The sequence below is a fragment of the Propionivibrio sp. genome (assembly GCF_047602565.1).
GTDB lineage: Bacteria > Pseudomonadota > Gammaproteobacteria > Burkholderiales > Rhodocyclaceae > Propionivibrio.
This window is the reverse complement of sequence record NZ_JASGGX010000001.1, coordinates 3118353-3139242: the sequence shown is the minus strand read 5'-3', so window position 1 is coordinate 3139242 and position 20890 is coordinate 3118353. Positions and strand designations below refer to the sequence as shown.

General features: G+C 68.9%; 18 protein-coding genes. 4 read left to right on the top strand and 14 right to left on the bottom strand.

Annotated elements, in window-relative coordinates; all coding sequences use genetic code 11:
- Nucleotides 1-297, top strand: a complete 297-nt coding sequence (locus QM701_RS14795) for a DUF167 domain-containing protein (protein WP_415167802.1) — start codon at nt 1-3, stop codon at nt 295-297.
- Between the two features lie 21 nt (nt 298-318).
- Here the strand turns inward: QM701_RS14795 and QM701_RS14790 are convergent, their stop codons facing one another.
- From QM701_RS14790 to QM701_RS14770, 5 genes are read right to left on the bottom strand one after another with little or no spacing between them, the layout of a single operon-like run.
- Nucleotides 319-1575, bottom strand: coding sequence for a dihydroorotase (locus tag QM701_RS14790; RefSeq protein WP_415167801.1), 1257 nt, complete (start codon nt 1573-1575; stop codon nt 319-321).
- 4 nt (nt 1576-1579) lie between these two features.
- The gene (locus tag QM701_RS14785) at nt 1580-2539 is read right to left on the bottom strand and encodes an aspartate carbamoyltransferase catalytic subunit (RefSeq protein WP_415167800.1); all 960 of its coding nucleotides are present in this window, start codon (nt 2537-2539) and stop codon (nt 1580-1582) included.
- Complete coding sequence (gene pyrR / locus QM701_RS14780; protein WP_415167799.1) at nt 2532-3047, bottom strand: bifunctional pyr operon transcriptional regulator/uracil phosphoribosyltransferase PyrR; 516 nt, start codon at nt 3045-3047, stop codon at nt 2532-2534. The genes QM701_RS14785 and pyrR overlap by 8 nt, the downstream gene beginning before the upstream one ends.
- Complete coding sequence (gene ruvX / locus QM701_RS14775; RefSeq protein WP_415167798.1) at nt 3016-3504, bottom strand: Holliday junction resolvase RuvX; 489 nt, start codon at nt 3502-3504, stop codon at nt 3016-3018. Before ruvX ends, pyrR begins: the two co-directional genes overlap by 32 nt.
- Nucleotides 3497-4060 carry a YqgE/AlgH family protein gene (locus QM701_RS14770; RefSeq protein WP_415167797.1) on the bottom strand — a complete coding sequence of 188 codons (564 nt, stop codon included), beginning with the start codon at nt 4058-4060 and terminating at the stop codon, nt 3497-3499. Before QM701_RS14770 ends, ruvX begins: the two co-directional genes overlap by 8 nt.
- Nucleotides 4061-4127: 67 nt before the next feature.
- Between QM701_RS14770 and QM701_RS14765 the strand changes: the two genes are divergently transcribed.
- Nucleotides 4128-5573, top strand: a complete 1446-nt coding sequence (locus QM701_RS14765) for a cryptochrome/photolyase family protein (protein WP_415167796.1) — start codon at nt 4128-4130, stop codon at nt 5571-5573.
- Here QM701_RS14765 and QM701_RS14760 read toward each other — a convergent pair.
- Genes QM701_RS14760 through QM701_RS14740 form a run of 5 tightly spaced genes read right to left on the bottom strand, consistent with a single transcriptional unit; the run spans nt 5554 to nt 14666 of the window.
- Nucleotides 5554-11109 carry an Hpt domain-containing protein gene (locus QM701_RS14760; RefSeq protein ID WP_415167795.1) on the bottom strand — a complete coding sequence of 1852 codons (5556 nt, stop codon included), beginning with the start codon at nt 11107-11109 and terminating at the stop codon, nt 5554-5556. The genes QM701_RS14765 and QM701_RS14760 overlap by 20 nt on opposite strands.
- 34 nt (nt 11110-11143) lie before the next feature.
- On the bottom strand, nt 11144-13312 hold the full coding sequence (locus tag QM701_RS14755) for a methyl-accepting chemotaxis protein (RefSeq protein WP_415167794.1): 2169 nt from the start codon (nt 13310-13312) through the stop codon (nt 11144-11146).
- A gap of 52 nt (nt 13313-13364) precedes the next feature.
- A complete protein-coding gene (locus QM701_RS14750; protein WP_415167793.1) occupies nt 13365-13874 on the bottom strand; it encodes a chemotaxis protein CheW in 510 nt (169 codons plus the stop codon).
- A gap of 13 nt (nt 13875-13887) precedes the next feature.
- Nucleotides 13888-14250, bottom strand: a complete 363-nt coding sequence (locus QM701_RS14745; protein ID WP_415167792.1) for a response regulator — start codon at nt 14248-14250, stop codon at nt 13888-13890.
- A gap of 56 nt (nt 14251-14306) precedes the next feature.
- Nucleotides 14307-14666 carry a response regulator gene (locus QM701_RS14740; RefSeq protein WP_415169405.1) on the bottom strand — a complete coding sequence of 120 codons (360 nt, stop codon included), beginning with the start codon at nt 14664-14666 and terminating at the stop codon, nt 14307-14309.
- Between the two features lie 378 nt (nt 14667-15044).
- Here QM701_RS14740 and thiE point away from each other — a divergent pair, with 378 nt between their 5' ends.
- On the top strand, nt 15045-15692 hold the full coding sequence (gene thiE, locus QM701_RS14735) for a thiamine phosphate synthase (protein WP_415167791.1): 648 nt from the start codon (nt 15045-15047) through the stop codon (nt 15690-15692).
- Complete coding sequence (gene hemL, locus QM701_RS14730; RefSeq protein WP_415167790.1) at nt 15689-16972, top strand: glutamate-1-semialdehyde 2,1-aminomutase; 1284 nt, start codon at nt 15689-15691, stop codon at nt 16970-16972. Before thiE ends, hemL begins: the two co-directional genes overlap by 4 nt.
- 18 nt (nt 16973-16990) lie before the next feature.
- Here the strand turns inward: hemL and corA are convergent, their stop codons facing one another.
- From corA to QM701_RS14710, 4 genes are all read right to left on the bottom strand, one after another.
- The gene (gene corA, locus QM701_RS14725; RefSeq protein ID WP_415167789.1) at nt 16991-18295 is read right to left on the bottom strand and encodes a magnesium/cobalt transporter CorA; all 1305 of its coding nucleotides are present in this window, start codon (nt 18293-18295) and stop codon (nt 16991-16993) included.
- 119 nt (nt 18296-18414) lie between these two features.
- Nucleotides 18415-19134, bottom strand: a complete 720-nt coding sequence (gene mtgA, locus QM701_RS14720) for a monofunctional biosynthetic peptidoglycan transglycosylase (RefSeq protein WP_415167788.1) — start codon at nt 19132-19134, stop codon at nt 18415-18417.
- Nucleotides 19131-19946, bottom strand: coding sequence for a shikimate dehydrogenase (gene aroE / locus QM701_RS14715; protein WP_415167787.1), 816 nt, complete (start codon nt 19944-19946; stop codon nt 19131-19133). Before aroE ends, mtgA begins: the two co-directional genes overlap by 4 nt.
- A 49-nt stretch (nt 19947-19995) precedes the next feature.
- Nucleotides 19996-20889: an energy transducer TonB family protein gene (locus QM701_RS14710; protein ID WP_415167786.1), complete on the bottom strand. Its 894-nt coding sequence runs from the start codon at nt 20887-20889 to the stop codon at nt 19996-19998.
- Between the last annotated feature and the right edge of the window lies 1 nt (nt 20890).

The window sequence follows — 20890 nt, the reverse complement described above, 5'->3', positions numbered from 1 at the left end:
ATGGCCGTCCCGGCCGTCTGGCTGCATCGCCGCGCCGCGGGCGGCACGCTCGTCCTGCACGTCCAGCCCGGCGCCCGCAGGACGGAAGTGGCCGGGCCGCACGGCGACGCGCTGAAGATACGGCTGGCGGCGCCGCCGGTCGACGGCAAGGCCAACGCCGCGCTGATCGAATTCGTGGCCGACCGGCTGGGCCTGCCGAAAGCCGTGGTCCGCCTCGCCGCCGGACAGACCTCCCGGCGCAAGATCCTGGAAGTCAACGCCCTGCCGCCCGACGCGGAACGGCGGTTGCTGCCTTAAGCCCCGTCCGTCTTCCCGGCGCTACGCCGCGAACACCACGCGCCCGCCGACCAGCGTGGCGCACACCCGCCCGGTCATGTCCCGGCCCAGGAAGGGCGTGTTCTTCTCGCGGCTGCGCAGCGTTTCGGCGCGGACGCACCAGGGCTCGGCCGGGTCGAAGACGCAGATGTCGGCGCGCCGCCCGGCTTCGAGCGAGCCGGCCTCGATGCCCAGGATGGCAGCCGGATCGCAGGTCACGCGGGCCAGCGCCGTGGCCAGCGGCACCCGGTCTTCCTGCGCCCAGCGCAGGACCAGGGGCAGCAGCAGTTCCAGGCCGACGGCGCCGGGCAGGGCTTCGCCGAACGGCAGCTGCTTGCCGTCGTCGCCGACCGGCGTGTGGTCGGAGCACACCGTAGCAATGCCCTCGGCCACCGCGGCGCGCAGGGCGGCGCGGTCCGAGCCGGCGCGCAGCGGCGGGTCGAAGCGGGCGAGGCTGTCGAAATAACCGATGTCGTCCTCGGAGAGGTGCAGGTGGTGGATCGCCACGTCGCAGCTCACCTTCACGCCGCGCAGCTTCGCTTCGCGGACCAGGGCGACGCCGGCCGCCGACGAGAGCTTGGACAGGTGCAGGCGCACGCCGGTCTCGGCGGCCACGTGCAGGGCGGTCGAGATGGCGACCGTCTCGGCGCACACCGGAATGCCCGCCAGACCGAGCCGGGAGGCGACCTCGCCGTCGTGCGCCACGCCGTCGCGCGCCAGGTAATGGTCCTGGGGCTGGAGGCGGATGGCATAGCCGAAGGTGGCGGCGTACTGCATGGCGCGCAGCAGCACCTGCGTATCGAAGACCGGCCGGGTGGCCTGCGAGAAGGCGATGCAGCCCGCGCGCGACAGGCCGGCCATCTCGGCCAGCTTCTCGCCCGCCAGCTGCTGGGTCAACGCGCCGATCGGGAAGACGCGGGCCAGCCCGATCGATTCGCTGTGCCTGACCAGCCGTTCCACCAGCTCGGGTTCGTCGAGCGGCGGCCGGGTATCCGGCGGACACGCCAGCGCGGTGATCCCGCCGGCCACCGCGGCGACCAGTTCCGAGTCGAGCGCCGGCAGGCGCGCCGACAGGTCGACCAGCCCGGGACAGACGATGCGGTCGGTCGCGTCGATCACCCGCGTGGCGTCGAAGCCGGCCGGCGCCCGGCCGACTGCGCAAACCATGCCGTCCGCGACGAATACGTCGGCCTGCCGGTCGATGCCGTTCTTCGGGTCGATCAGCCGGCCGTTCCTGATATGAATGTGCTCTGCCTGCATCGCTTCAGTTCCCCGCCAAAATGCTCATGACCGCCATGCGTACGGCGATGCCGAAGGTCACCTGCGACAGGATGACCGCCTGCGGACCGTCCGCCACCACGGAATCGATCTCGACGCCGCGATTCATCGGCCCCGGATGCATCACGATGGCGTCCGGCCTGGCCAGCGCCAGCACCTCGGGCGTCAGTCCGTAGCATTTGAAATATTCGCCCGCCGAAGGCAGCAGGGCGCCGCTCATGCGCTCGTTCTGCAGACGCAGCATGATCACCACGTCGCAGCCCCGGATGCCCTCGCGCAGATCGTTGCACACGCGCACGCCCATCCGCGCGATCGCCGACGGCAGCAGCGTCTGCGGCCCGACCGCGCGTATTTCGCCGGCGCCCAGCGTGGTCAGCGCGTGGATATCGGAACGGGCCACGCGCGAATGCAGGATGTCGCCCACGATGGCCACCGTCAGCCCGGAAAAATCCTGCTTGAAATGGCGGATGGTGTACATGTCGAGCAGGCCCTGCGTCGGATGCGCATGGCGCCCGTCGCCGGCGTTGACCACGTGCACGTCCTCGCGGCCGGTGCGGCGCAGGTGCTCGGCGATCAGGTAGGGCGCGCCGGAGGAAGCGTGGCGCACCACGAACATGTCGGCGTGCATCGACACCAGGTTGTCGATGGTGTCGAGCAGCGTTTCCCCCTTGGCCGTCGAGGAACGTCCGACGTCGAGGTTGATCACGTCGGCCGACAGCCGCTTGGCGGCGATCTCGAAGGTCGTGCGCGTGCGCGTGGAATTCTCGAAGAACAGGTTGAACACGCTCTTGCCGCGCAGCAGCGGCACCTTCTTCACGTCGCGGTCGGACACTTCCAGGAAGCTCGACGCGGTGTCCAGGATGTGCGCCAGCACCTCGCGGGGCAGGCCGTCGATCGACAGCAGGTGGTTCAGTTCGCCGTTGGCGTTGAGCTGCGGATTAAGCATGATCGACGCACCTCCACTGCAGGCGGCCGGCCGCGTCCGGTTCGAGCACCAGTTCCTGCGCATCGGCCAGTTCGGCCTGCCAGGCGCAGAATTCGGCGTAGATCGGCAGTTCGCGGCCGCCGCGGTCGGCCAGCACCGCCAGCCGGACGCTGGCCGGGCGGCCGTAGTCGAACAGTTCGTTGATCGCCGCGCGGGTCGTCCGGCCGGTGAAGAGCACGTCGTCGACCAGGATCAGCGGCCGCCCTTCCACCTCGAAGGGAATCGAGGTCGGCTTGACCTGCGGATGCAGCCCCTTTTCGCCGAAATCGTCGCGGTAGAACGACACGTCGATCAGGCCGATCTCCCCCGGCAGGCCGAGCAGCTCCTTCAGCCGCCGGGCGACCCAGGCGCCGCCGCTGTGGATGCCGACCAGCACGGTGTCGGGTTGGAGTTTCGGGCGGATCAGTTCGGCCAGCGCAACGCATTGCGCCTCGGCGTCAGGCAGCGGGGGGATGGGCAGAGGAGGCATGGCAAGGGTCCGGAGGATTTTCGGAAAGTCGTTGGAAATAGGATTGCAGGATGATCTGCGCGGCCAGCGTGTCGAGGTGGTCCCGGGCGCCCCGCGCATTGTAGCCACTTTCGCGCAGCCTTTCTTCCGCTTCGGCCGAGCTGAGGCGCTCCTCGGCGTAGTCAACGTCCAGCCGGAAGCGGCCGCGCAACTGGTTGGCGAAGCGGGTGCAGCGCGCGGTCATCTCGTGCGGCGTGCCGTCGAGCGCGACCGGCAGGCCGACCACGAGGCGGACGGGTTGCCATTCGCCGATCAGCGCGGCGATTTCCGCAAAGCGCCGGTCGTTGCGTTCGTCGCGGATGGTGGCCAGCGGATGCGTCTGCGCCAGTTCCAGTTCGCCGACCGCGACGCCGATGCGCTTGGTGCCGAAATCGAAGGCCAGCACGGTTCCCCGCCGGCGCGCGCCGGGCTCAGGCATGCCCGGCCTGCCCGGCGAGATTCGCCAGATCGATGCCCAGCAGTTCCAGCGCCGACGGCAGGCGTTCCTCGTACGGCAGTTCGAACAGGATGCGCGGATCGGCCGGCACGGTCAGCCAGGCGTTCTGGCTGATCTCGTGTTCGAGTTGCCCGCTCGCCCAGCCCGAATAGCCGAGCGTGACGACCAGGTCGCCCGGATGCCCGGCCTGTCCGACCGACTGCAGGACGTCGCGCGAGGTCGTCAGGCCGATCTCCGCGTTCACCGCCAGCGTCAACTGCCATGCGCCGAGCGGCCGATGCAGGACGAAACCCCGGTCGGTCTGCACCGGCCCGCCGAAAAAGACCGGCAGGTTGGCCATCTCCGCCGCCGCAAAAGGCAGCTCGATGCGCTCGAACAGCGCGGCCAGCGTCATGTCGATCGGGCGGTTGACGATCACCCCGAGCGCCCCCTGGTCACTGTGCTCGGCGATGTAAACCAGGGATTTGGCGAAGCAGGGGTCCTCCATGGCCGGCATGGCGATGAGAAAATGATCGGTCAGGTCGATGCGCGCGGCCATGATGCGGCGTATTTTATCGCCGGCGGCCGACGCGACAAAATGCGGCCGAACACAAGGAGAGACAACGGTGCCGAATGCGACGCTCGTCTGGTTCAGAAGGGATCTGCGGAACCACGACCACGCGGCCCTGGCGGAAGCGACCCGCCGTGCGGGCCGCGTGCATTGCGCCTTCGTCTTCGACTGGGAGATTCTCGACGCGCTGCCGTCCCGGCGGGATCGGCGCGTGGAGTTCATCCGCGAGTCGCTGGTCGAATTGGATGCGGCCCTGCGCTCGACGGGCGGCGGCATGATCGTGCGCGTCGGCCGGGCCGTGGACGAAATCCCGCGCCTGGCGCAGGAGCTCGGCGTCTCGGCGGTATTCGCCAACCGCGACTACGAACCGCAGGCCAGGCGGCGCGACGCCGCGGTAGCCGATGCGCTCGCGCACGGCGGCATCGGCTTCGCAACCTTCAAGGACCAGGCGGTGCTCGAATTTCCGGAAGTGGCGACGGCGAACGGCCGGCCGCACACCGTGTTCACCCCGTACCGGAACGCTTGGCGCAAGCGGCTGACCGAGGACGATCTGGCTCCCTATCGCGTCGATCCGGCGAAGCTCGCCGCCGCACCCCGGCCGGGCGGGATTCCCACGCTCGCGCAGCTCGGTTTCGCGGCGGCCGGCCTGCGCGAGCACGGCGTCATTCCCGGCATGAACGGCGCGCGGCGGCGCTTCGACGACTTCCTGGCGCGGATCGGGCAATACCGCGATCAGCGCGATTTTCCGGCGCGCGCCGGCGTCTCCGGCCTGTCCGTGCACCTCCGTTTCGGCACGATCGCGATCCGGGAGCTCGCCGCCGCCGCCCTCTCGTCCGGTGCGGCGGCCGGCCGCGAGGGTCCGTCCGCCTGGCTCGACGAGCTGATCTGGCGGGATTTCTACTTCATGATCCTGGAGTGCTTCCCGCATGTTACCGACCGGGCGTTCAAGCCCGAATTCGACCGCATCGCCTGGGAGACGGGCGAAGACGCGGAACGGCTGTTCGCCGCCTGGTGCGCCGGGCGCACCGGCTTTCCTCTGGTCGACGCCGCCATGCGCCAGCTGAATTCCACCGGCTACATGCACAACCGGCTGCGCATGGTGACGGCGTCGTTTCTGACCAAGGATCTGGGCATCGACTGGCGGCGCGGCGAGGCCTGCTTCGCGGAGCGCCTGCTCGATTTCGACCTGTCCGCCAACAACGGCGGCTGGCAATGGGCCGCGTCGAGCGGCTGCGACGCACAGCCGTATTTCCGGATCTTCAACCCGGTCACCCAGTCTGCACGCTTCGATCCGCGCGGCGAATTCATCCGCCGCCACCTGCCCGAACTGGCGGCCGTTCCGGACCGCTACATCCACGCGCCCTGGCGCATGCCGCCGGGTGAGCAGGAAGCATGCGGGGTGATCGTCGGACACGACACGCCCGCGCCGGTCGTCGACCACGACGCCGCCCGGCGCCGGACGCTGGCACGCTACGCGGCGATCAGGCGGTCCGGCGGCTAGCCATGTAGCCGGCCACCAGGTGCAGGAGTTCGTCCTCCTGGTACGGCTTGCCGAGGTAGTGATTGACCCCGATCTCCGCCGCGAAATTGCGGTGCTTCTCGGCGGTGCGCGAGGTGATCATGATGATCGGCACGTGTTTCAGGCGCGGGTCGGCGCGCACGTTGCGCGTCAGGTCGAAGCCGTCCATGCGCGGCATCTCGATGTCCACCAGCATCACGTCCGGCACGACGTCGAGCAGTTCCTCGAGCGCCTCGACGCCGTCCTTGGCCAGCAGCACCTGGTAGCCCTCGCGGGCCAGCAGGCGGCCGGTGATCTTGCGCACGGTCAGCGAATCGTCCACCACCATCACCGTGGGCAGCGTGGCCGGCGACGCCACGACGTCTTCGCGGACTTCGCGCGGCGCGGCGGCCGCGCGCGGGGGAACGTCCGTCAGCGCGCGCGTGCTCAGCGCCACCGGATTCAGGATTAGCACCACCTGCCCGTTGCCCAGCACGGTGGCGCCATTCACGCCGATCACCCGGGCCAGCTGCGGGCCGATGTTCTTGACCACGATTTCCTGGTTGCCGAGCAGTTCGTCAACCTGCACCGCGATCCGCCGGGTACCGCTGCGCAGCAGCAGGACCCAGTATTGCCGATGCTGTTCGGGCAGGGCCGCGCGGTCGCCCAGCAGGTGCGGCAGGTAGCTGAACGGATAGCGGTAGGACTGCCATTCGGCGCTGCCCGTCTCGCGAATCCGGTTGATTTCCGCTTCCTTGAGGTCGAGCACCTGCTCGATCATCGACGAGGGAACGGCGAACGTCCGGCTGCCGGCGCGGATCAGCAACGCCTTGGTCACCACCAGGGTGAGCGGCAGGATCAGCCGGAATTCGGCGCCCCGCCCCGGCGTGGATTCGGTTTCGACGCGCCCGCCCAGGCTGGCGATCTCGGTCTTGACCACGTCCATCCCGACGCCGCGGCCGGCGATCTGGGAAAGCTCCTCGGCGGTGGAGAAGCCCGGCGCGAAGATGAATTCGGCCAGGCGCGCCTCGTCGGCCGCCTCGTCCGCGCCGAGCAGGCCGGCGGCCACGGCGCGGGCGCGGATACGCCCATGATCCAGGCCGGCCCCGTCGTCCGCCAGGACCAGGACGATTTCATTGCCTTCCTGCCGCAGCGACACCGCGATTTCGCCGATTTCCGGCTTGCCGCGGGCCAGGCGCTCCGCCCGCCCTTCGAGCCCGTGCGCGACGGCGTTGCGCAGCATGTGTTCGAGCGGCGCGGCGATCTTGTCGAGCACGCTGCGGTCCAGTTCGACTTGCCCGCCCTTGATCTCCAGGTTGGCGCGCTTGTCGAGGTCCTTCGACGCCTGCCGCACCACGCGGTACAGGCGGTCGGCCAGACTGTTGAACGGCATCATGCGCATCGCCATCAGTTCCTGCTGCACCTCGCGGTTCAGTCGGGACTGCGCGATGATCGCGGCATTGGCGTCGTCCAGGTTCTTGAGCAGGTGCTGCTGCACGGTGGCCACGTCGTTGACCGATTCGGCCATCATCCGCGTCAGCTCCTGGAACCGGGTAAACCGGTCGAATTCCAGCGGATCGAACCCGTCATGCTCCTCGTCGGCCAGCGAGGCCGTGCGCGACTGCATCTGCAGTTCGGCCTGGATTTCGATTTCGCGCAGTTGGCGGCGCAGGCGGATGACGTTTTCCGTCAGATCGAGCAGGGAGTCCTTCAGGCCGCGCATTTCGCCTTCGATGCGCGAACGGGCGATGGACAATTCGCCGGCCTCGTTGACCAGGCGGTCGACCACGCTGGCCCGCACGCGCAGCGTGGCCTGCGCCTGTGCCGCTTCGCTTTCGGCCTCGGCTTCCGCCAGGCGCGTCCGGTCGGTGCGGCGCTCGACGGCCACGGGCTCCCGCGCCGGCGGCGCTTCCTGTGCCGGCGCGGCCACCGCCGCCTCCGCGGCGCCGGCCGCATCCAGCGTCTCGCCGCGCTGCAGGCGCTCGATGATCTGCCGGATCGATTCGAACGCGCTTTCGATGCCGTCGAGCACGTCCATCGAGACGTTGCCGTCACGGCCCGCCTGATCGACGCGCGCTTCCAGCGCATGGGTGATTTCGCCCAGCGTCATGGCGCCCGTCATGCGGGCGCTGCCTTTCAGCGTATGCAGCTGCCGGGCCAGGATGCGCACCGTCTCGGCGTTGGCGGGATCGGCCCGCCAGGCGCGCAGCTGGCCGGCGATGGCCTGCCCCAGGTCGATGGCTTCTTCCAGGAAGATGGGCAGCAGCTGCGCGTCGATTTCGTCGTGGACCGGCGCGATCGCCGGCGCGGCGGGAGCTGTCGGCACGGTGGGCGCCTGTTCCGGCGCGCTTGCCGGCGTACCCGGTGCGGCCGCTTCAGCCGGTGCCGCCCCGGCGGCGGGTACGGCCTCGACCGTCCCCTCGCCGCCGCGCGGCAGAATCGCCGCCACCGAACTCGGCGAATACAAGCCGTCAAGTTCCTCGATCAGGTCCTGGGGAACGTCGATGCTGCGTTGTTCGGTCAGCGCGGCGAACATCGACTCCAGTTCCCCGATCGCCCGGCGGATCACGCCGAGGGCTTGCAAGCTGCCGGGATTTTCGGCGTGGTCGCGGCGCTGGAGCGCGTGTTCCAGCGCATAGCCCAGCTGATTGACCGGCAGCAGGCCGACCGTGGCGGAAATGCCCGCCAGCGTGTGCGCCGCGCGATACATGTCGTGCGGCGTGGGCTGCACGTCGTCCTTTTCGAGGATCGGCAGCTCGCGGCGCAGGGTGTGCAGATACGTCCTGGCCTCTTCCGAGAAGATCGCGAAAAGCGCCGGCGAAATGCTGATGCGCTGCTGCCGCGCTTCGGGTTCGGCATCGGCGCGCGCCGCGGCGCCGGGGAACATCGGGATGACTTCGGCGACCGCGGGTTCGGCGACCGGCGGTTCATCCCCTTCCAGCGACAGGGCGAGCACGTCGGTGGTTTCCTCCGGGCTGACCGGCGAGAAATCGATCTGGATGAGCTCCGCGCCCGGCTCGGCCTCTTCCGGCGGCGGTTCGGCGCCGGCGCCCGGCGCCGCGTCCTCCGCCGTCGTGGCGGGCGCTTCCGTCGGCGCGCCCTGGCCGGTCTCGGCGCCCGTCCGCAGCGCGTCCGCCCGCGCGACCAGGCCTTGCGCGTCGGGCGCCTGCCCGGTCCGCGTCTCCAGATGGCGCACCCACTCGGCGAACACGCCGTACGCTTCGCCCAGCAGGCCGGTCAGGGCGGCATCGACCGCCAGTTCGAGGCGCAGCCAGAGGTTCAGCGTCTGTTCGATGGCCCAGGCGGCTTCGCCCAGGTCCTTGAGGCCGACCATGCGGCCGCTGCCCTTCAAGGTGTGGAAGGAGCGCCGGATGGTGGTCAGGGCGCCGCCGTCGTGCATGTCGGAGCGCAGGCGGCGGAGATTCGCGTCGATCGCCTCCAGTACTTCCTTGGCTTCCTCGATGAAGATCGCCAGCAGTTCCGCGTCGATTTCCTCGCTGCTCGCCTGCGAAAGCTGCAGGGTTTCCTGCGAGGGCGGCGCGGCCTCCGCGCTTTCGGGCTTGAGCGCCGCCATGACCCGCTCGATCTGCGGCGCCACGTCGGCGCCGCTGGCCAGGACGTGCAGCATGGCCTTGGCCTGTTCGCCCAGCTTGGCGTCGGCGACCAGGTCGGCGTCGCTCTTCAGCGTTTCGAGGTTCTGCCGGATCTCTTCGCGCAGGCCGGCGTCCGCCGGCTGTTCCTTGAGCGCCTCCAGCAGCGCATGGGTCTCGCGCCGGCTCTGCACGACTTCCTGCTCGACCGAGACGGCGGGTTCGTCCTCTTCCACGGCCTCCGCGTCGGCGCGCGACGGCGCCCGCATCTGCCGGACGAAGCTCTCGAAATCCTCCACCCCGCGCGGCATGGCTTCGACGAAGAAGCCCAGCATCGACAGCTGGCTCGCCAGCTGCTCGAATTCGCCCTCCGCGGGAACGTAGTCGGGGACCGCGAAGCGGCGGACGGTGGCGAGGCAGTCCTGCAACGCCGCCATGGCGCCGTCCTGGCGGAGCATGGCCAGCGCGCCGATGATCTGGCGGAAGGGCGTTTCGAGGCCGGCGAGTTCCGGGCGCTTCTCCGCGTCGCGGAAGAAGCCGTCGAGCACCTGTTCGATCTGCACCAGGTTGCTCTGGATTTCCTTGGCGACCTGCCCGATCAGCAGCCTTTCCTGCGCCCGGCGCGACATCTCGTCGAGCAGCGGAATCTCCGAGCCCGGCTGCGGCGGCCGCCCGGCGATGCAGGCATGGATGCGCTCGACGGTCACATCGACTTGGTGCGCGAAGTCGCCGCCCAGATGCGGATAGTTCTCCTGCGCGTTCTGCAGCAGCAGGATGGCCGTGGCGATTTCCATGGCCAGGGTTTCGGAATGGCGCGCCGGCTTTTCCGCCAGCCAGCTGGCGGCCGCGGCGACGGCCTGCGCCAGGCGGCGATAGTCGGTGTGCCCGGTCTGCTCCACCAGCCCGGACAGGATGCCGGCGTTTTCCTTGAATACCGACAGCGACGCAGCGCCGCCGGCGCAGAACTTGTTCCAGGATTCCTCCAGCGCCGAGATCGCGTCGCGCAGGCGGACGGCCGCCGCCTGGGCCGCATCCGGGACGACCGCATCGTCGGCGACCGGGATGAAGGCGTCCAGGCGGTACGTCTGCTTGATCTGCCGGACCGCCGTATCATCGCTGGCGGCCTCGGCGACGAGATACAGCGCGTCGCGCATCAGCCTTTCGGCGACGTTCCGCGAGCCTTCGAGCAGGCGGCGGATCTGCAGGTCGATGCGGGCGCACAGCTGCTTCGCGGCCGCCTCGTCGTCCACCCCGCCTTCCGTCAGCGCGGCCAGCAGCCCTTCGGCGACCCACCAGAAGGCGCGCGCGGACCCCGCTTCCTGCGTCTCCTCGATGTGCCTCACCGCGGCCAGCATGTCCCTGACGCCGGCCCTGTCCTGCGGCGCGCGCAGCCAGGCCAGCAGCCCGCGCTGGAAGCGGCCGCGTTCCTGTTTCAGCAGCCGGGCGCGGTCGGCGGGTTCCAGTTTCCGTGCCGTCACTCCTTGGCGCGGCGGCCGGACGGACAGGTCCGGGAAGAACAGGTCGGCGGCGGAGTAGCGGCGCACGCCGCGCTCGGCCTGGATTTCCCGATAGAGCGGCAACAGCCGCAGCGGCTGGTTGGGCTGCCCGTTGATCACGCCGCCGAGGTACAGGCCGATCGATTCCAGGGCTTTGCGCACCAGCGCGACCGAGGCTTCGCCGACGGGCTGCGTCCGCGTTTCGAGCGCTTCCAGCAGTCCTTCCAGGGCTTCGGCGAACTGGGTGACGCCGTCCAGCCCGACGATGGTCAACGCGCCCTGCACCTGGTGCAGGTGCGTGCGGCAGAACCTGATCTGCGTCGGGTCCGCCGCCCCGGACGCGGCGCTGGCGCCGAACTGATCGAGCGCCTGGAGCGCGCGCTCCAGGGCCAGGTCGATCTCGCTCTTGACCCAGGTCAGTGGGCCGACATCAAATTCCGTCGCGGCATTCATCTGAAGCACACTCTCCGATCACGGGACTCGCCGTTCAGCCCACTTTGAAGCCCGCCACCGAGCCCTTGAGTTCCGTCGCCAGTCCCGCCAGTTCGCCGACCGCCGACGCCGTCTTCTGCGTTCCCGCCGTGGTCTGCTCGGTGACCCGGAGGATGTCCTGCATCTTGCCCGCCACGCCCGTCGCCGCATCGGCCTGCCGCCGGGTGGCGTCCGAAATCCGCTCGATCAGCTCGGCCAGGTTCTGGGACACCGCGCCGATCTCGGCCAGCGCCTGCCCGGCAGCGTCGGAAAGCTTGGTTCCCTCGACCACGCCGTGCGTCGATTCCTCCATGGCCGACACCGCGCCCTGCGTGTCGGTCTGAATCGTCTTGACGATGGCCGCGATCTGTTTGGTCGCCTCGCCGGAACGCTCGGCCAGCCGCTGCACTTCCTCGGCCACCACCGTGAAGCCGCGCCCCGCGTCGCCGGCCGAGGCCGCCTGGATGGCGGCGTTGAGCGCCAGCACGTTGGTCTGCTCGGTAATGTCGGAAATCAGTTCGACGATTTCACCGATCTCCTGCGACGATTCGCCGAGCCGCTTGATCCGCTTCGAGGTTTCCTGGATCTGCTCGCGGATTTCGTTCATGCCCTTGATGGAGTCCTGCACGGCCTGGGCGCCCTTGCCGGCGGCGGCCAGCGACTGCCGGGCGACCTGCGCCGACTGGTCGGCGTCGCCGGACACGCGGGTCATCGAACTCGCCACTTCCAGCACGGAGTGCCCCGCCTCCTGGATTTCGCGCGATTGCCGCTGCGCCGCGTCGAGCAGCTCGACCGAGGTCCGCTGCGCGATCTCGGTCGCCGCCGTCACACGCGTCGCCGCGTCGTTGATCCGGCCGACCAGCACGCGCAGTTCCTCGACGGTGTAGTTGATCGAGTCGGCGATGGCGCCGGTGATGTCCTCGGACACCGTCGCGGTCACGGTCAGGTCGCCGTCGGCCAAGTCGCCCAGTTCGTTCATCAGGCGCAGGATGGCGTCCTGGTTCTGGCGGTTCACCAGTTCCGATTCCCGCCGGCTCTGCTCGGACAGTTCGGCCTGGCGGCGCGCGTCGTCGAGATAGACCTTGGCCATCATCGCCAGCACGGCCAGCACCAGCAGGATCAGCACCACCAGCGAGCCCTCGTAGATGTTCTGCTCGGTGGTCCGGGTCTGATAGGCGCCGGCCAGCGAGTCGGCGGCGTCGAGCAGGCTTTCGTTATCCACGAAGATGCGGGCGGCGGCCTGCTTGGCGAACACCATGTCCTGCATGTTGCTCAGAATGTCGCCGATCGCCGCCTTGTAGTCCTTGAACGACGTATCGAGCTCGGCGATGATGCGCCGGGTTTCCGCGTCCGCCGCCGCCCCGATGTGCAGCGCGTCGCTGCCCTTGCTGAAAGCGGTCAGGTACTCGCCGAAGGTGTTGGTGTCCTTGCCGAGCTGGAAGGTGATTTCCGGGCTGATGGCGTCGCTCAGGCGCAGGGCGCTGACGCTCTTCGCGATGCGCTGCGTGAGCATCGCCAGCTGGTTGGCCGCCGCGACTTCACGGACGCCGGCGTTCGTCTGCAGCTTGTGCGCGGACAGCTGCTCGGCCAGATCGAGCAGCACCGTGTTGTTCTCGCCGATGGCGAAGGCGCGCATGCCGAAGGAGACCATCTTGGCCTCCATCTTCAGCAGCTGCGCGGCATTCCGTTCGGTGGACTCCCAGTTCGCGGCGAGGTTGTCGAGTTGCGGCGCGACGCCGCCGGGGGACGGCGGCACGGTGGTGCCGGCCAGGTCGCCGCCGGTCTTCAGGCGCTCCAGGTTGGACGCGAACTTGCTGTGCGAGTCGCGCAGCAGCATGAAGGCGAACGGATCGCCCTGCAGGGCCAGGTTGGAAGCCTTGGCCAGGCGCTGCGAGAGCATGCGCAGCTCGCCCGCCGTGGCGATGTAGGCGGCGTTGTAGGTGGCCGCCCGGTTGTCGCGGTAGACCAGCACGCCGACGATCAGCAGCAGGGCCAGCAGCGCGGCGCCCAGGATCTGCAGCTGCCGGGTGATCGGATACTGGGCGAGGTACTTCGCGCCGAAGCCGGCGACTCCCTTGGCGCCGCCGGCCTCCGCCTCCGGCGCGGGCTGGGCCGTGACGGTCTGGTCGCCGCTCCCCGTGCTACCAGAAAATAATGGTTTCGTCAGATTCAGCTTGAACGCCATAGTGCTTCTCCGGGTTGGCCGTGTTGTTATAACGGTTTGATTGCAATGAAAACTAGATTCGGATATCCATGAACGTGTCGTCGAGGAACAGGCGCCGGACGTTCAACTCCCGCCAACGGCGCCCTTCCTTGTCGGTGTAGGCCTCGTTCGCCCAGGGCGGCGCCTCCGGGTCGGCCGCCGCCGGCGTGAGGTCGTCGATATTGCGCAGGCCGAGCATCCGCGTCACCAGCAGCGCCGCGTTGTTGCCGTGGCGCGTGCCGATCAGCAGCAGGCGCGAGGTGGCGTTGCGGGGTGTCGCCTCCTTGCCCCGGAACGCCGAGAAATCGGCCACCGCGTGGAGATTGCCGCGGATGTTGGCGATGCCGACGAACCACGGCTGGGTCAACGGCACGCCGGTCAGCGGCGGCAGCGGGACGATCTCGCCGACATCCGGCAGGCCGATCAGCCAGTAGTCCGCGCCCGACTGGACGCCGAGAAAGCCCGCCGCCCGCTGGTCCCCGACACCCGCCAGACGGGCCGCCAGATGCGCCTGAAACTCACGGAGACTGCTTTTCCTGGCCATGGGTCAAGGCCGCTCAGAGCGCCGCGATCTTGGACAGCAGATCGTCGGCATCGACCGGTTTGACGATGTAGTCGAGGGCGCCCTGGCGCAGCCCCCAGATGCGGTCGGTCTCCTGCCCCTTGGAGGTGCAGACGATGATCGGGATGTGCTTGGTCGTCTCGTCGCGGGTCAGCGTGCGGGTCGCCTGATAGCCGTTCAGGCCCGGCATCACGACGTCCATGAGGATCAGATCGGGCAGTTCCTTCTTGGCCTTCTCGACGCCTTCCTCGCCGTTTTCGGCGGTGATGATCTGATAACCGTTGCTGGTCAGCAATTCGGACAGAACGTGGCGCTCCGTGGGCGAATCATCGACGACGAGAATCGTTTTTACCGGCATGACATTTACTCCCAATAACCTTTGGCACGTGCAACTATGGCATGAAAAAAAACCGACTATTCCCGCTTCGGCGCGAACGTCGCCACCGACTGCAGCAGACTGTCCTTGGTGAACGGTTTGGTCAGGTATTGGTCCGAACCGACCATGCGCCCCCGGGCGCGGTCGAACAGGCCGTCCTTGGACGACAGCATGATCAGCGGGGTGGCGCTGAAACGCGGATTCTTCTTGATCAGCGCACAGGTCTGGTAGCCGTCGAGACGCGGCATCATGATATCGCAGAAGATGACGTCGGGCTCGTGGTCGGCGATCTTGGCCAGGGCGTCGAACCCGTCCTCCGCCAGAACCACCTGGCAGCCCGCCTGCACGAGGAAAATCTCGGCGCTCCGCCGGATGGTGTTGCTGTCGTCAATGATCATCACCTTGATGCCATTCAGGCTTGCAACAGTGGTCAATCAACACCTCCAAAGAACTCTCGGTCCGGCCGGCTGACGCGCCCTTCGACCATGCCCCATGATTACATCCAATGGAACACTATACATCAAACTCATATATTTCAACCGCTTCTATCGGAATTTGAAGGTTTTGTCTCGAATCGGCAGGCCCGCGCCGCCTTCGCCGGGCCAATAACCGCCTCGGCGCGCCGCCCGCGCCGTCCCTGGGCTGGCCAAGCGTTTCGGTTAAAATCGCCGGAGACGGCGGGAATCGATTCTAGCCAATGGCGGTTCGCCGCACCAGGAATTTTCCGATGCGCGGCCGCCCGATCCCGACGGGCGAACGGAAAACGGAGACGAAGCATGAATCATCGCGGCCAGTTGCGCGGACTTTACGCGCTCACCCCGGAGACGCCGGACGCCGCCGACTGCCTCGCGCGCGTCGAGGCGGCGCTGCGCGGCGGCGTGCGGATCGTCCAGTACCGGGACAAGTCCGCCGACGCGGCGCGGCAGCGGGCGACGGCGCAGGCGCTGCGCGCGCTGACCCGCGACGCCGGCGCGCTGCTGATCGTCAACGACAGCCTGCCGCTCGCCCTGGCCGTGGACGCCGACGGCGTGCATCTCGGCGGCGACGACGGCGACCTGGCCGCCGCGCGCCGGGCGCTCGGTCCCGGCAGAATCCTGGGCGCCTCCTGCTACGCCGACTTCGAGCGCGCCCGCGCCGCGGCGCGGGCGGGCGCCGACTACGTCGCCTTCGGCGCAGTCTTCGCCTCGCCGACCAAGCCGCACGCGGTGCGCGCCGACCTCGCGCTGTTCGGCCGCTGCCGCGACGAACTGGGCGTCCCGTCCTGCGCCATCGGCGGCATCACGCGGGACAACGCGGCGGCCGTGGTCGCCGCCGGCGCCGACCTGCTGGCCGTGATCAGCGACATCTTCCAGGCGGACGACGCGGCGACGATCGCCGCCCGCGTCCGCGCCTATCAGCCGCTTTTTCAAGGAGAACCCGCGTGACAAGCCGCAATCAGCAACTGTTCGAGCGCGCCCGGCAGCGCATTCCGGGCGGCGTCAATTCTCCCGTGCGCGCCTTCGGCTCCGTGGGCGGCACGCCACCCTTCCTGGTCAGCGGCCGGGGAGCGCGGGTGACCGACGCGGACGGCAAGACGTATCTCGACTACGTCGGCTCCTGGGGGCCGCTGATCCTCGGCCACGCCCATCCGGAGGTCGTGGCGGCGGTGCGGGAGGCCGCCGGGAAGGGGCTGTCCTTCGGCGCCCCGACCGAAATCGAGGTCGACATGGCCGAGCTGCTGTGGGGCCTGCTGCCGTCGCTCGACATGGTGCGGCTGGTCAGCTCGGGCACCGAGGCGACGATGAGCGCGATCCGCCTGGCGCGCGGCTACACCGGCCGCGACCTGCTGATCAAGTTCGAGGGCTGCTACCACGGCCACAGCGACAGCCTGCTGGTCAAAGCCGGCTCGGGCCTGCTGACCTTCGGCAATCCGAGCTCGGGCGGGGTGCCGGCCGATCTGGCGCAGCACACGCTGGTGCTCGACTACAACGACGACGAGGCGGTCGAGCAGGCCTTCGCGCAGCACGGCGAGCGCATCGCCGCGGTGATCGTCGAGCCGGTCGCCGGCAACATGAACCTGGTCGCGCCGCGGCCGGAGTTCCTGCAGTGCCTGCGCACCCAATGCACGCGGTACGGCAGCGTCCTGATCTTCGACGAGGTGATGACCGGCTTCCGGGTCGGGCCGGCGTGCGCGCAGGGGCTGTACAGCATCCGCCCGGACCTGACCACGCTCGGCAAGGTGATCGGCGGCGGCATGCCGGTCGCGGCGTTCGGCGGCCGGCGCGAGATCATGGAGAAGATCGCCCCGCTCGGCCCGGTTTACCAGGCCGGCACGCTGTCGGGCAATCCGCTCGCCGTGGCGGCGGGGCTGGCCACGCTGCGGCTGATTCAGGCGCCCGGCTTCTTCGTCGAACTGGAACGCAGGGCCGAAGCCCTGTGCGAGGGGCTGAGCGCCGCCGCTGTCAGGCACGGCGTGGCGTTCTCGGCGCAGTCCGTCGGCGGCATGTTCGGCGTCTATTTCCGCGCGCATTGCCCGCAGAATTTCGCCGAGGTCATGCAGTGCGACAAGGCGGCGTTCAACCGCTTCTTCCACGCCATGCTCGACGCCGGGCACTATTTCGCGCCGTCGGCCTACGAAGCGGGCTTCGTGTCGGCCGCGCACGCCGACGCCGACATCGCGGCGACCGTCGCGGCGGCCGAAACGGTGTTCAGCAACTGGCGGTAGGCGGCAGGGCTGGCCGCCTCAGCGCAGCCAGCCCTTCTTGTAGAAGAACCAGAACGGCACCGCCACCGACACCAGCATCAGCAGCAGCGAGAAGGGATAGCCGTACTGCCAGTGGATTTCCGGGAACCACTCCTGGAAGTTCATGCCGTAGATGCTGGCGATCAGCGTCGGCGGCAGCATGGCGACCGAGGCCACCGAGAAGATCTTGATGATCTTGTTCTGGTTGATGTTGATGAAGCCGACGGTGGCGTCCATCAGGAAGTTGATCTTCCCGAACAGGAAGGAGGTGTGGCCGTCGAGCGATTCGATGTCGCGCAGGATCTGCCGCGCGTCGTCGATCTGGCTCTGCGCCAGCAGCTTGCCGCGGATCAGGAAGGACACGGCGCGGCGCGTGTCGTGCACGTTGCGCCGGATGCGGCCGTTCAAATCCTCCTCGCTGGCGATGTCGGCCAGGATCTTGGCCGCCTCGTCGTCGGTGACCTCGGTGCCGAGCACGTGCCGGCTGACCACTTCCAGCGCGGCGTAGACGTCCTCCAGCGCGTCGGCCGAGTATTCGACGTCGGCGGCGTACAGGTCGAGCAGCACGTCCTTGCCGTCGGTCACGTAGCCCGGCTGGGTGCGCGCGCGCAGGCGCTGCAGGCGGAACACCGGCAGTTCCTCGGTGCGCACCGTGAACAGCACGTCGCGATGCAGGATCAGCGCCACCGCCACGTTGCGCGACTCGTCCTTGGTATCGAGCAGGAAGTCGGAGTGCAGGTGCACTTCGCCGTTGTCCTCGACGTAGAAGCGCGCGCTGGCTTCCAGGTCGGTCAGGCTGCTCGGGTTGGGCAGCTGCACGTCGTAGAAGCGGCCGACCCAGGCGCGGATCTCCGGCGTCGGCGCGACCAGGTCGATCCAGATCGGCTTCAGGCATTTCAGATCGTAGGGCGTGGTCACGTTGATCTGGCTGAGGCGCCCGTTGCGCAGCTCGAAGGCGGTCACCGAGGTTTTTTCGTTGCGCAGGTGGCTGTCGCAGATCAGGTCCTGGCGCACTTCGTCCGACAGGATTTCGAGGATCGCCTCGCCGCGCTCCTCGCGCACCTGGTGCCAGACGACCAGGCGCTCCTCGGGTTCGAGCGCTTCGAGGATGCCGGCGACTCCGTCCAGCGGCACCCTTTCCAGCAGCGCGCGCAGTTCGGCCAGGTGCTGCGTCTGCGCGACATCCTCGGCGGCATCGTGGCGCGGCATCTCCGAGCGGTACGCCGGGTCCTCGACGAGCTTTTGCCTGGCGAGCAGTTCGCGCACCGCCGCCATGAACTCCGGGCCGTTCTTTTCTTCGCTCATCGGGAAAGCCCCCGTGGATAAGGCAATCAATCGGGCAATGGATCGGGAGGTCGGGCCGGGGCGCCGCGCGCGCGGCGGGCGGCGCGACCTCGAATGCCGGCGGCGATTCTAGCAGAGTGTCAGGGGATTCTGGCGGACGGCATGCGCGCCTGGATGATCGCCGCCTTTGCGGAAAGGCCCGGCGCGCCGCGGTTGCGGTCGTAGAAGCGCGGGCTGGGCACCATGCCGGCCAGCCGCGCCGCCTGTTCCGGCGTCAGCTGCGCGGCGCCGACGCCGAAATAGTGGCGCGCGGCGGCCTCGGCGCCGAACACGCCGTTGCCCCACTCGATCACGTTGAGATACACCTCGAAGATGCGCCGCTTGCTCCAGACGCTTTCGATCATCAGCGTGATCGCGGCCTCCTCGGCCTTGCGCCACGGCGTCTTCTGCGGCGACAGGAAGAGGTTCTTGGCCAGCTGCTGGGAGATGGTCGAGCCGCCGGCGACGATCCGGCCGCGCCGCTGGTTCTTCTCCATGGCCTTCTGGATGCCGTCCCAGTCGAAGCCGTCGTGCTGGGTGAACAGGTCGTCCTCGGCGACGATCAGCGCGCGCTTGAGATGCACCGAGATGCGCGCGTACTCGACCCACTGTTTCTTCAGCTGCGCGCGCGGGTCCTTGGCCCGCAGCTCGTCCAGGCGGATTTCCATGAAGTGCGTCATGTCCGGGTCGACCCGGCTCCACAGGACGACCCAGCCGAACAGCCACAGGTGGTACAGCAGCGCCAGGCCGACCAGGCCGGCCAGCAGCCGCCGGAGCCAGCGCGCGAGAAAGGAGGCGGCGGCGTGCGGCGCGCCGCTCATTTCTTCTGCAGGAGCTCCGCGACCGGCCCGCAATCCGGGCGCACGCCGCGCCAGACGTAGAACGATTCGGCCGCCTGTTCGAGCAGCATGCCGAGCCCTTCCGAGATCATGCCGGCGCCCTGCTCGCGGGCGAAGGCGCGGAACGGGGTGTCGCCGAGCCCGTACATCATCTTGTAGGCCAGGCTGCCCGGCGCGAAGATGCCATCCGGCAGCGGCGGCATGGTGCCGCTCAGGCTCGCCGAGGTGGCGTTGATGACGATGTCGAACTGGCGGCCGGCCAGCTCGTCGTAGCCGCAGCCGGTGACCGGCCCGGTCGCGGCGAAATGCTCGGCCAGCGAGCGAGCGCGCACCACCGTGCGGTTGGCGATGGTCAGCGATGCGGGATGCTCGCCGAGCAGCGGGCCGACCACCCCGCGCGCCGCGCCGCCGGCGCCGAGCAGCAGGACGCGCTTGCCGCGGATCGGGTAGTTCAGGGTGATCATGATGTCGCGCAGCAGGCCGACGCCGTCGGTGTTGTCGCCGACCACCTCGTCGTCCTTGAACACCAGCGTGTTCACCGCGCCGGCCTGCTCGGCGCGCAGAGTCAGGCGCGTGGCCAGCTGAAAGGCCTCCTGCTTGAACGGCAGGGTGACGTTGGCGCCCTTGCCGCCCTCGGCGATGAAGGCGTCGACCGCGTCGGCGAAGCCGTCGGTCGGCGCGAGGATCGCCCGGTACTCGATATCCTGGCCGGTCTGGCGCGCGAACGCCGCGTGGATGATCGGCGACTTGCTGTGGCTGATGGGATTGCCGAAGACGCAGTATTTGTCGGTCATGTGCGGATACCTGTGGTGGGGGTGGGACGGAACGTTTCAGGCGAGGGAATCATCTCGTTTCGAGCGCGTTGCTGCTGGTGAAGGTCCAGGTGCGGGTGATCTCCAGCACGTCGAATTCGCGGCGGATGTCGGGCGGGAATTCGGCGAAGGGCTCGGCCATGCGCACGATGCGCCGCGCCGCCTCGTCGAGCACGCGGTGCCCGGACGGACGGTCGATGTCCACGCGCTCGACGCTGCCGTCGCCGCGGATGCGCACGGTCAGCATCAGGCTGCCGGACAGCTTGCCCCGCGCCGGCTCCGGGTAGTTCAGCGTGCCGATGCGCTCGATCTTGATGCGCCAGTCTTCCATGTAGCGGGCGAAGCGGTATTCCTCGGCGCGGGTGCCGAGATTCTTGACCCGCGGGCGCTTGTTGTATTCGTCGGTCTGGCGCGCGATTTCGCCTTGCAGGCGCGCCATCTCCAGCGCGCTGCTGGCCAGATCGCGCCCGCTCAGCGCCGGTTCCGGCGAAGGCTCGGGCGACGGCTGCGGCCGCACCTCCTCGGCCGGCGGCAGCGCCTGCTTGCCCCGGGCCTGCGCCAGCAGGCGCCGCTGCTGCGCTTCCAGCGCCTGCACGCGCTTCTGCGTCTGTTCGAGATCGTTGCCGGACTGCTCCCGCTGCGACGGCGGCAGCGGCGTCCTGGCGCGGCGATTGCGTTCCGAGTTGCCGCCGCCGTCGAGATTGGCCTGCGCCAGCGCCTGCGCCTCGGTGGGTTTGCGCGCCGAGCGGGCGTTGACCAGGATGATGTCGAGCGCCTTGTCCTGCAGGGTGCGCGATGCCTCGGGAAACTTGAAATGCAGCGACAGCAGCACGGCATGCAGCAGCAGCGAGACGCCGATCGCCATCCACAGCGTGCGCGGGCCGCCGGGCGCGCCCGCCGCCATTCCCGTTCCTGTCAACGCCATG

Excerpts from the sequence above, each read along its gene's own strand:
- QM701_RS14795 (WP_415167802.1), top strand. The coding sequence starts at position 1 with ATGGCCGTCCCGGCCGTCTGGCTGCATCGCCGCGCCGCGGGCGGCACG.
- QM701_RS14790 (WP_415167801.1), bottom strand. The coding sequence starts at position 1,575 with ATGCAGGCAGAGCACATTCATATCAGGAACGGCCGGCTGATCGACCCG.
- QM701_RS14785 (WP_415167800.1), bottom strand. The coding sequence starts at position 2,539 with ATGCTTAATCCGCAGCTCAACGCCAACGGCGAACTGAACCACCTGCTG.
- pyrR (WP_415167799.1), bottom strand. The coding sequence starts at position 3,047 with ATGCCTCCTCTGCCCATCCCCCCGCTGCCTGACGCCGAGGCGCAATGC.
- ruvX (WP_415167798.1), bottom strand. The coding sequence starts at position 3,504 with ATGCCTGAGCCCGGCGCGCGCCGGCGGGGAACCGTGCTGGCCTTCGAT.
- QM701_RS14770 (WP_415167797.1), bottom strand. The coding sequence starts at position 4,060 with ATGGCCGCGCGCATCGACCTGACCGATCATTTTCTCATCGCCATGCCG.
- QM701_RS14760 (WP_415167795.1), bottom strand. The coding sequence starts at position 11,109 with ATGAATGCCGCGACGGAATTTGATGTCGGCCCACTGACCTGGGTCAAG.
- QM701_RS14755 (WP_415167794.1), bottom strand. The coding sequence starts at position 13,312 with ATGGCGTTCAAGCTGAATCTGACGAAACCATTATTTTCTGGTAGCACG.
- QM701_RS14750 (WP_415167793.1), bottom strand. The coding sequence starts at position 13,874 with ATGGCCAGGAAAAGCAGTCTCCGTGAGTTTCAGGCGCATCTGGCGGCC.
- QM701_RS14745 (WP_415167792.1), bottom strand. The coding sequence starts at position 14,250 with ATGCCGGTAAAAACGATTCTCGTCGTCGATGATTCGCCCACGGAGCGC.
- QM701_RS14740 (WP_415169405.1), bottom strand. The coding sequence starts at position 14,666 with ATGATCATTGACGACAGCAACACCATCCGGCGGAGCGCCGAGATTTTC.
- thiE (WP_415167791.1), top strand. The coding sequence starts at position 15,045 with ATGAATCATCGCGGCCAGTTGCGCGGACTTTACGCGCTCACCCCGGAG.
- corA (WP_415167789.1), bottom strand. The coding sequence starts at position 18,295 with ATGAGCGAAGAAAAGAACGGCCCGGAGTTCATGGCGGCGGTGCGCGAA.
- mtgA (WP_415167788.1), bottom strand. The coding sequence starts at position 19,134 with ATGAGCGGCGCGCCGCACGCCGCCGCCTCCTTTCTCGCGCGCTGGCTC.
- aroE (WP_415167787.1), bottom strand. The coding sequence starts at position 19,946 with ATGACCGACAAATACTGCGTCTTCGGCAATCCCATCAGCCACAGCAAG.
- QM701_RS14710 (WP_415167786.1), bottom strand. The coding sequence starts at position 20,889 with ATGGCGTTGACAGGAACGGGAATGGCGGCGGGCGCGCCCGGCGGCCCG.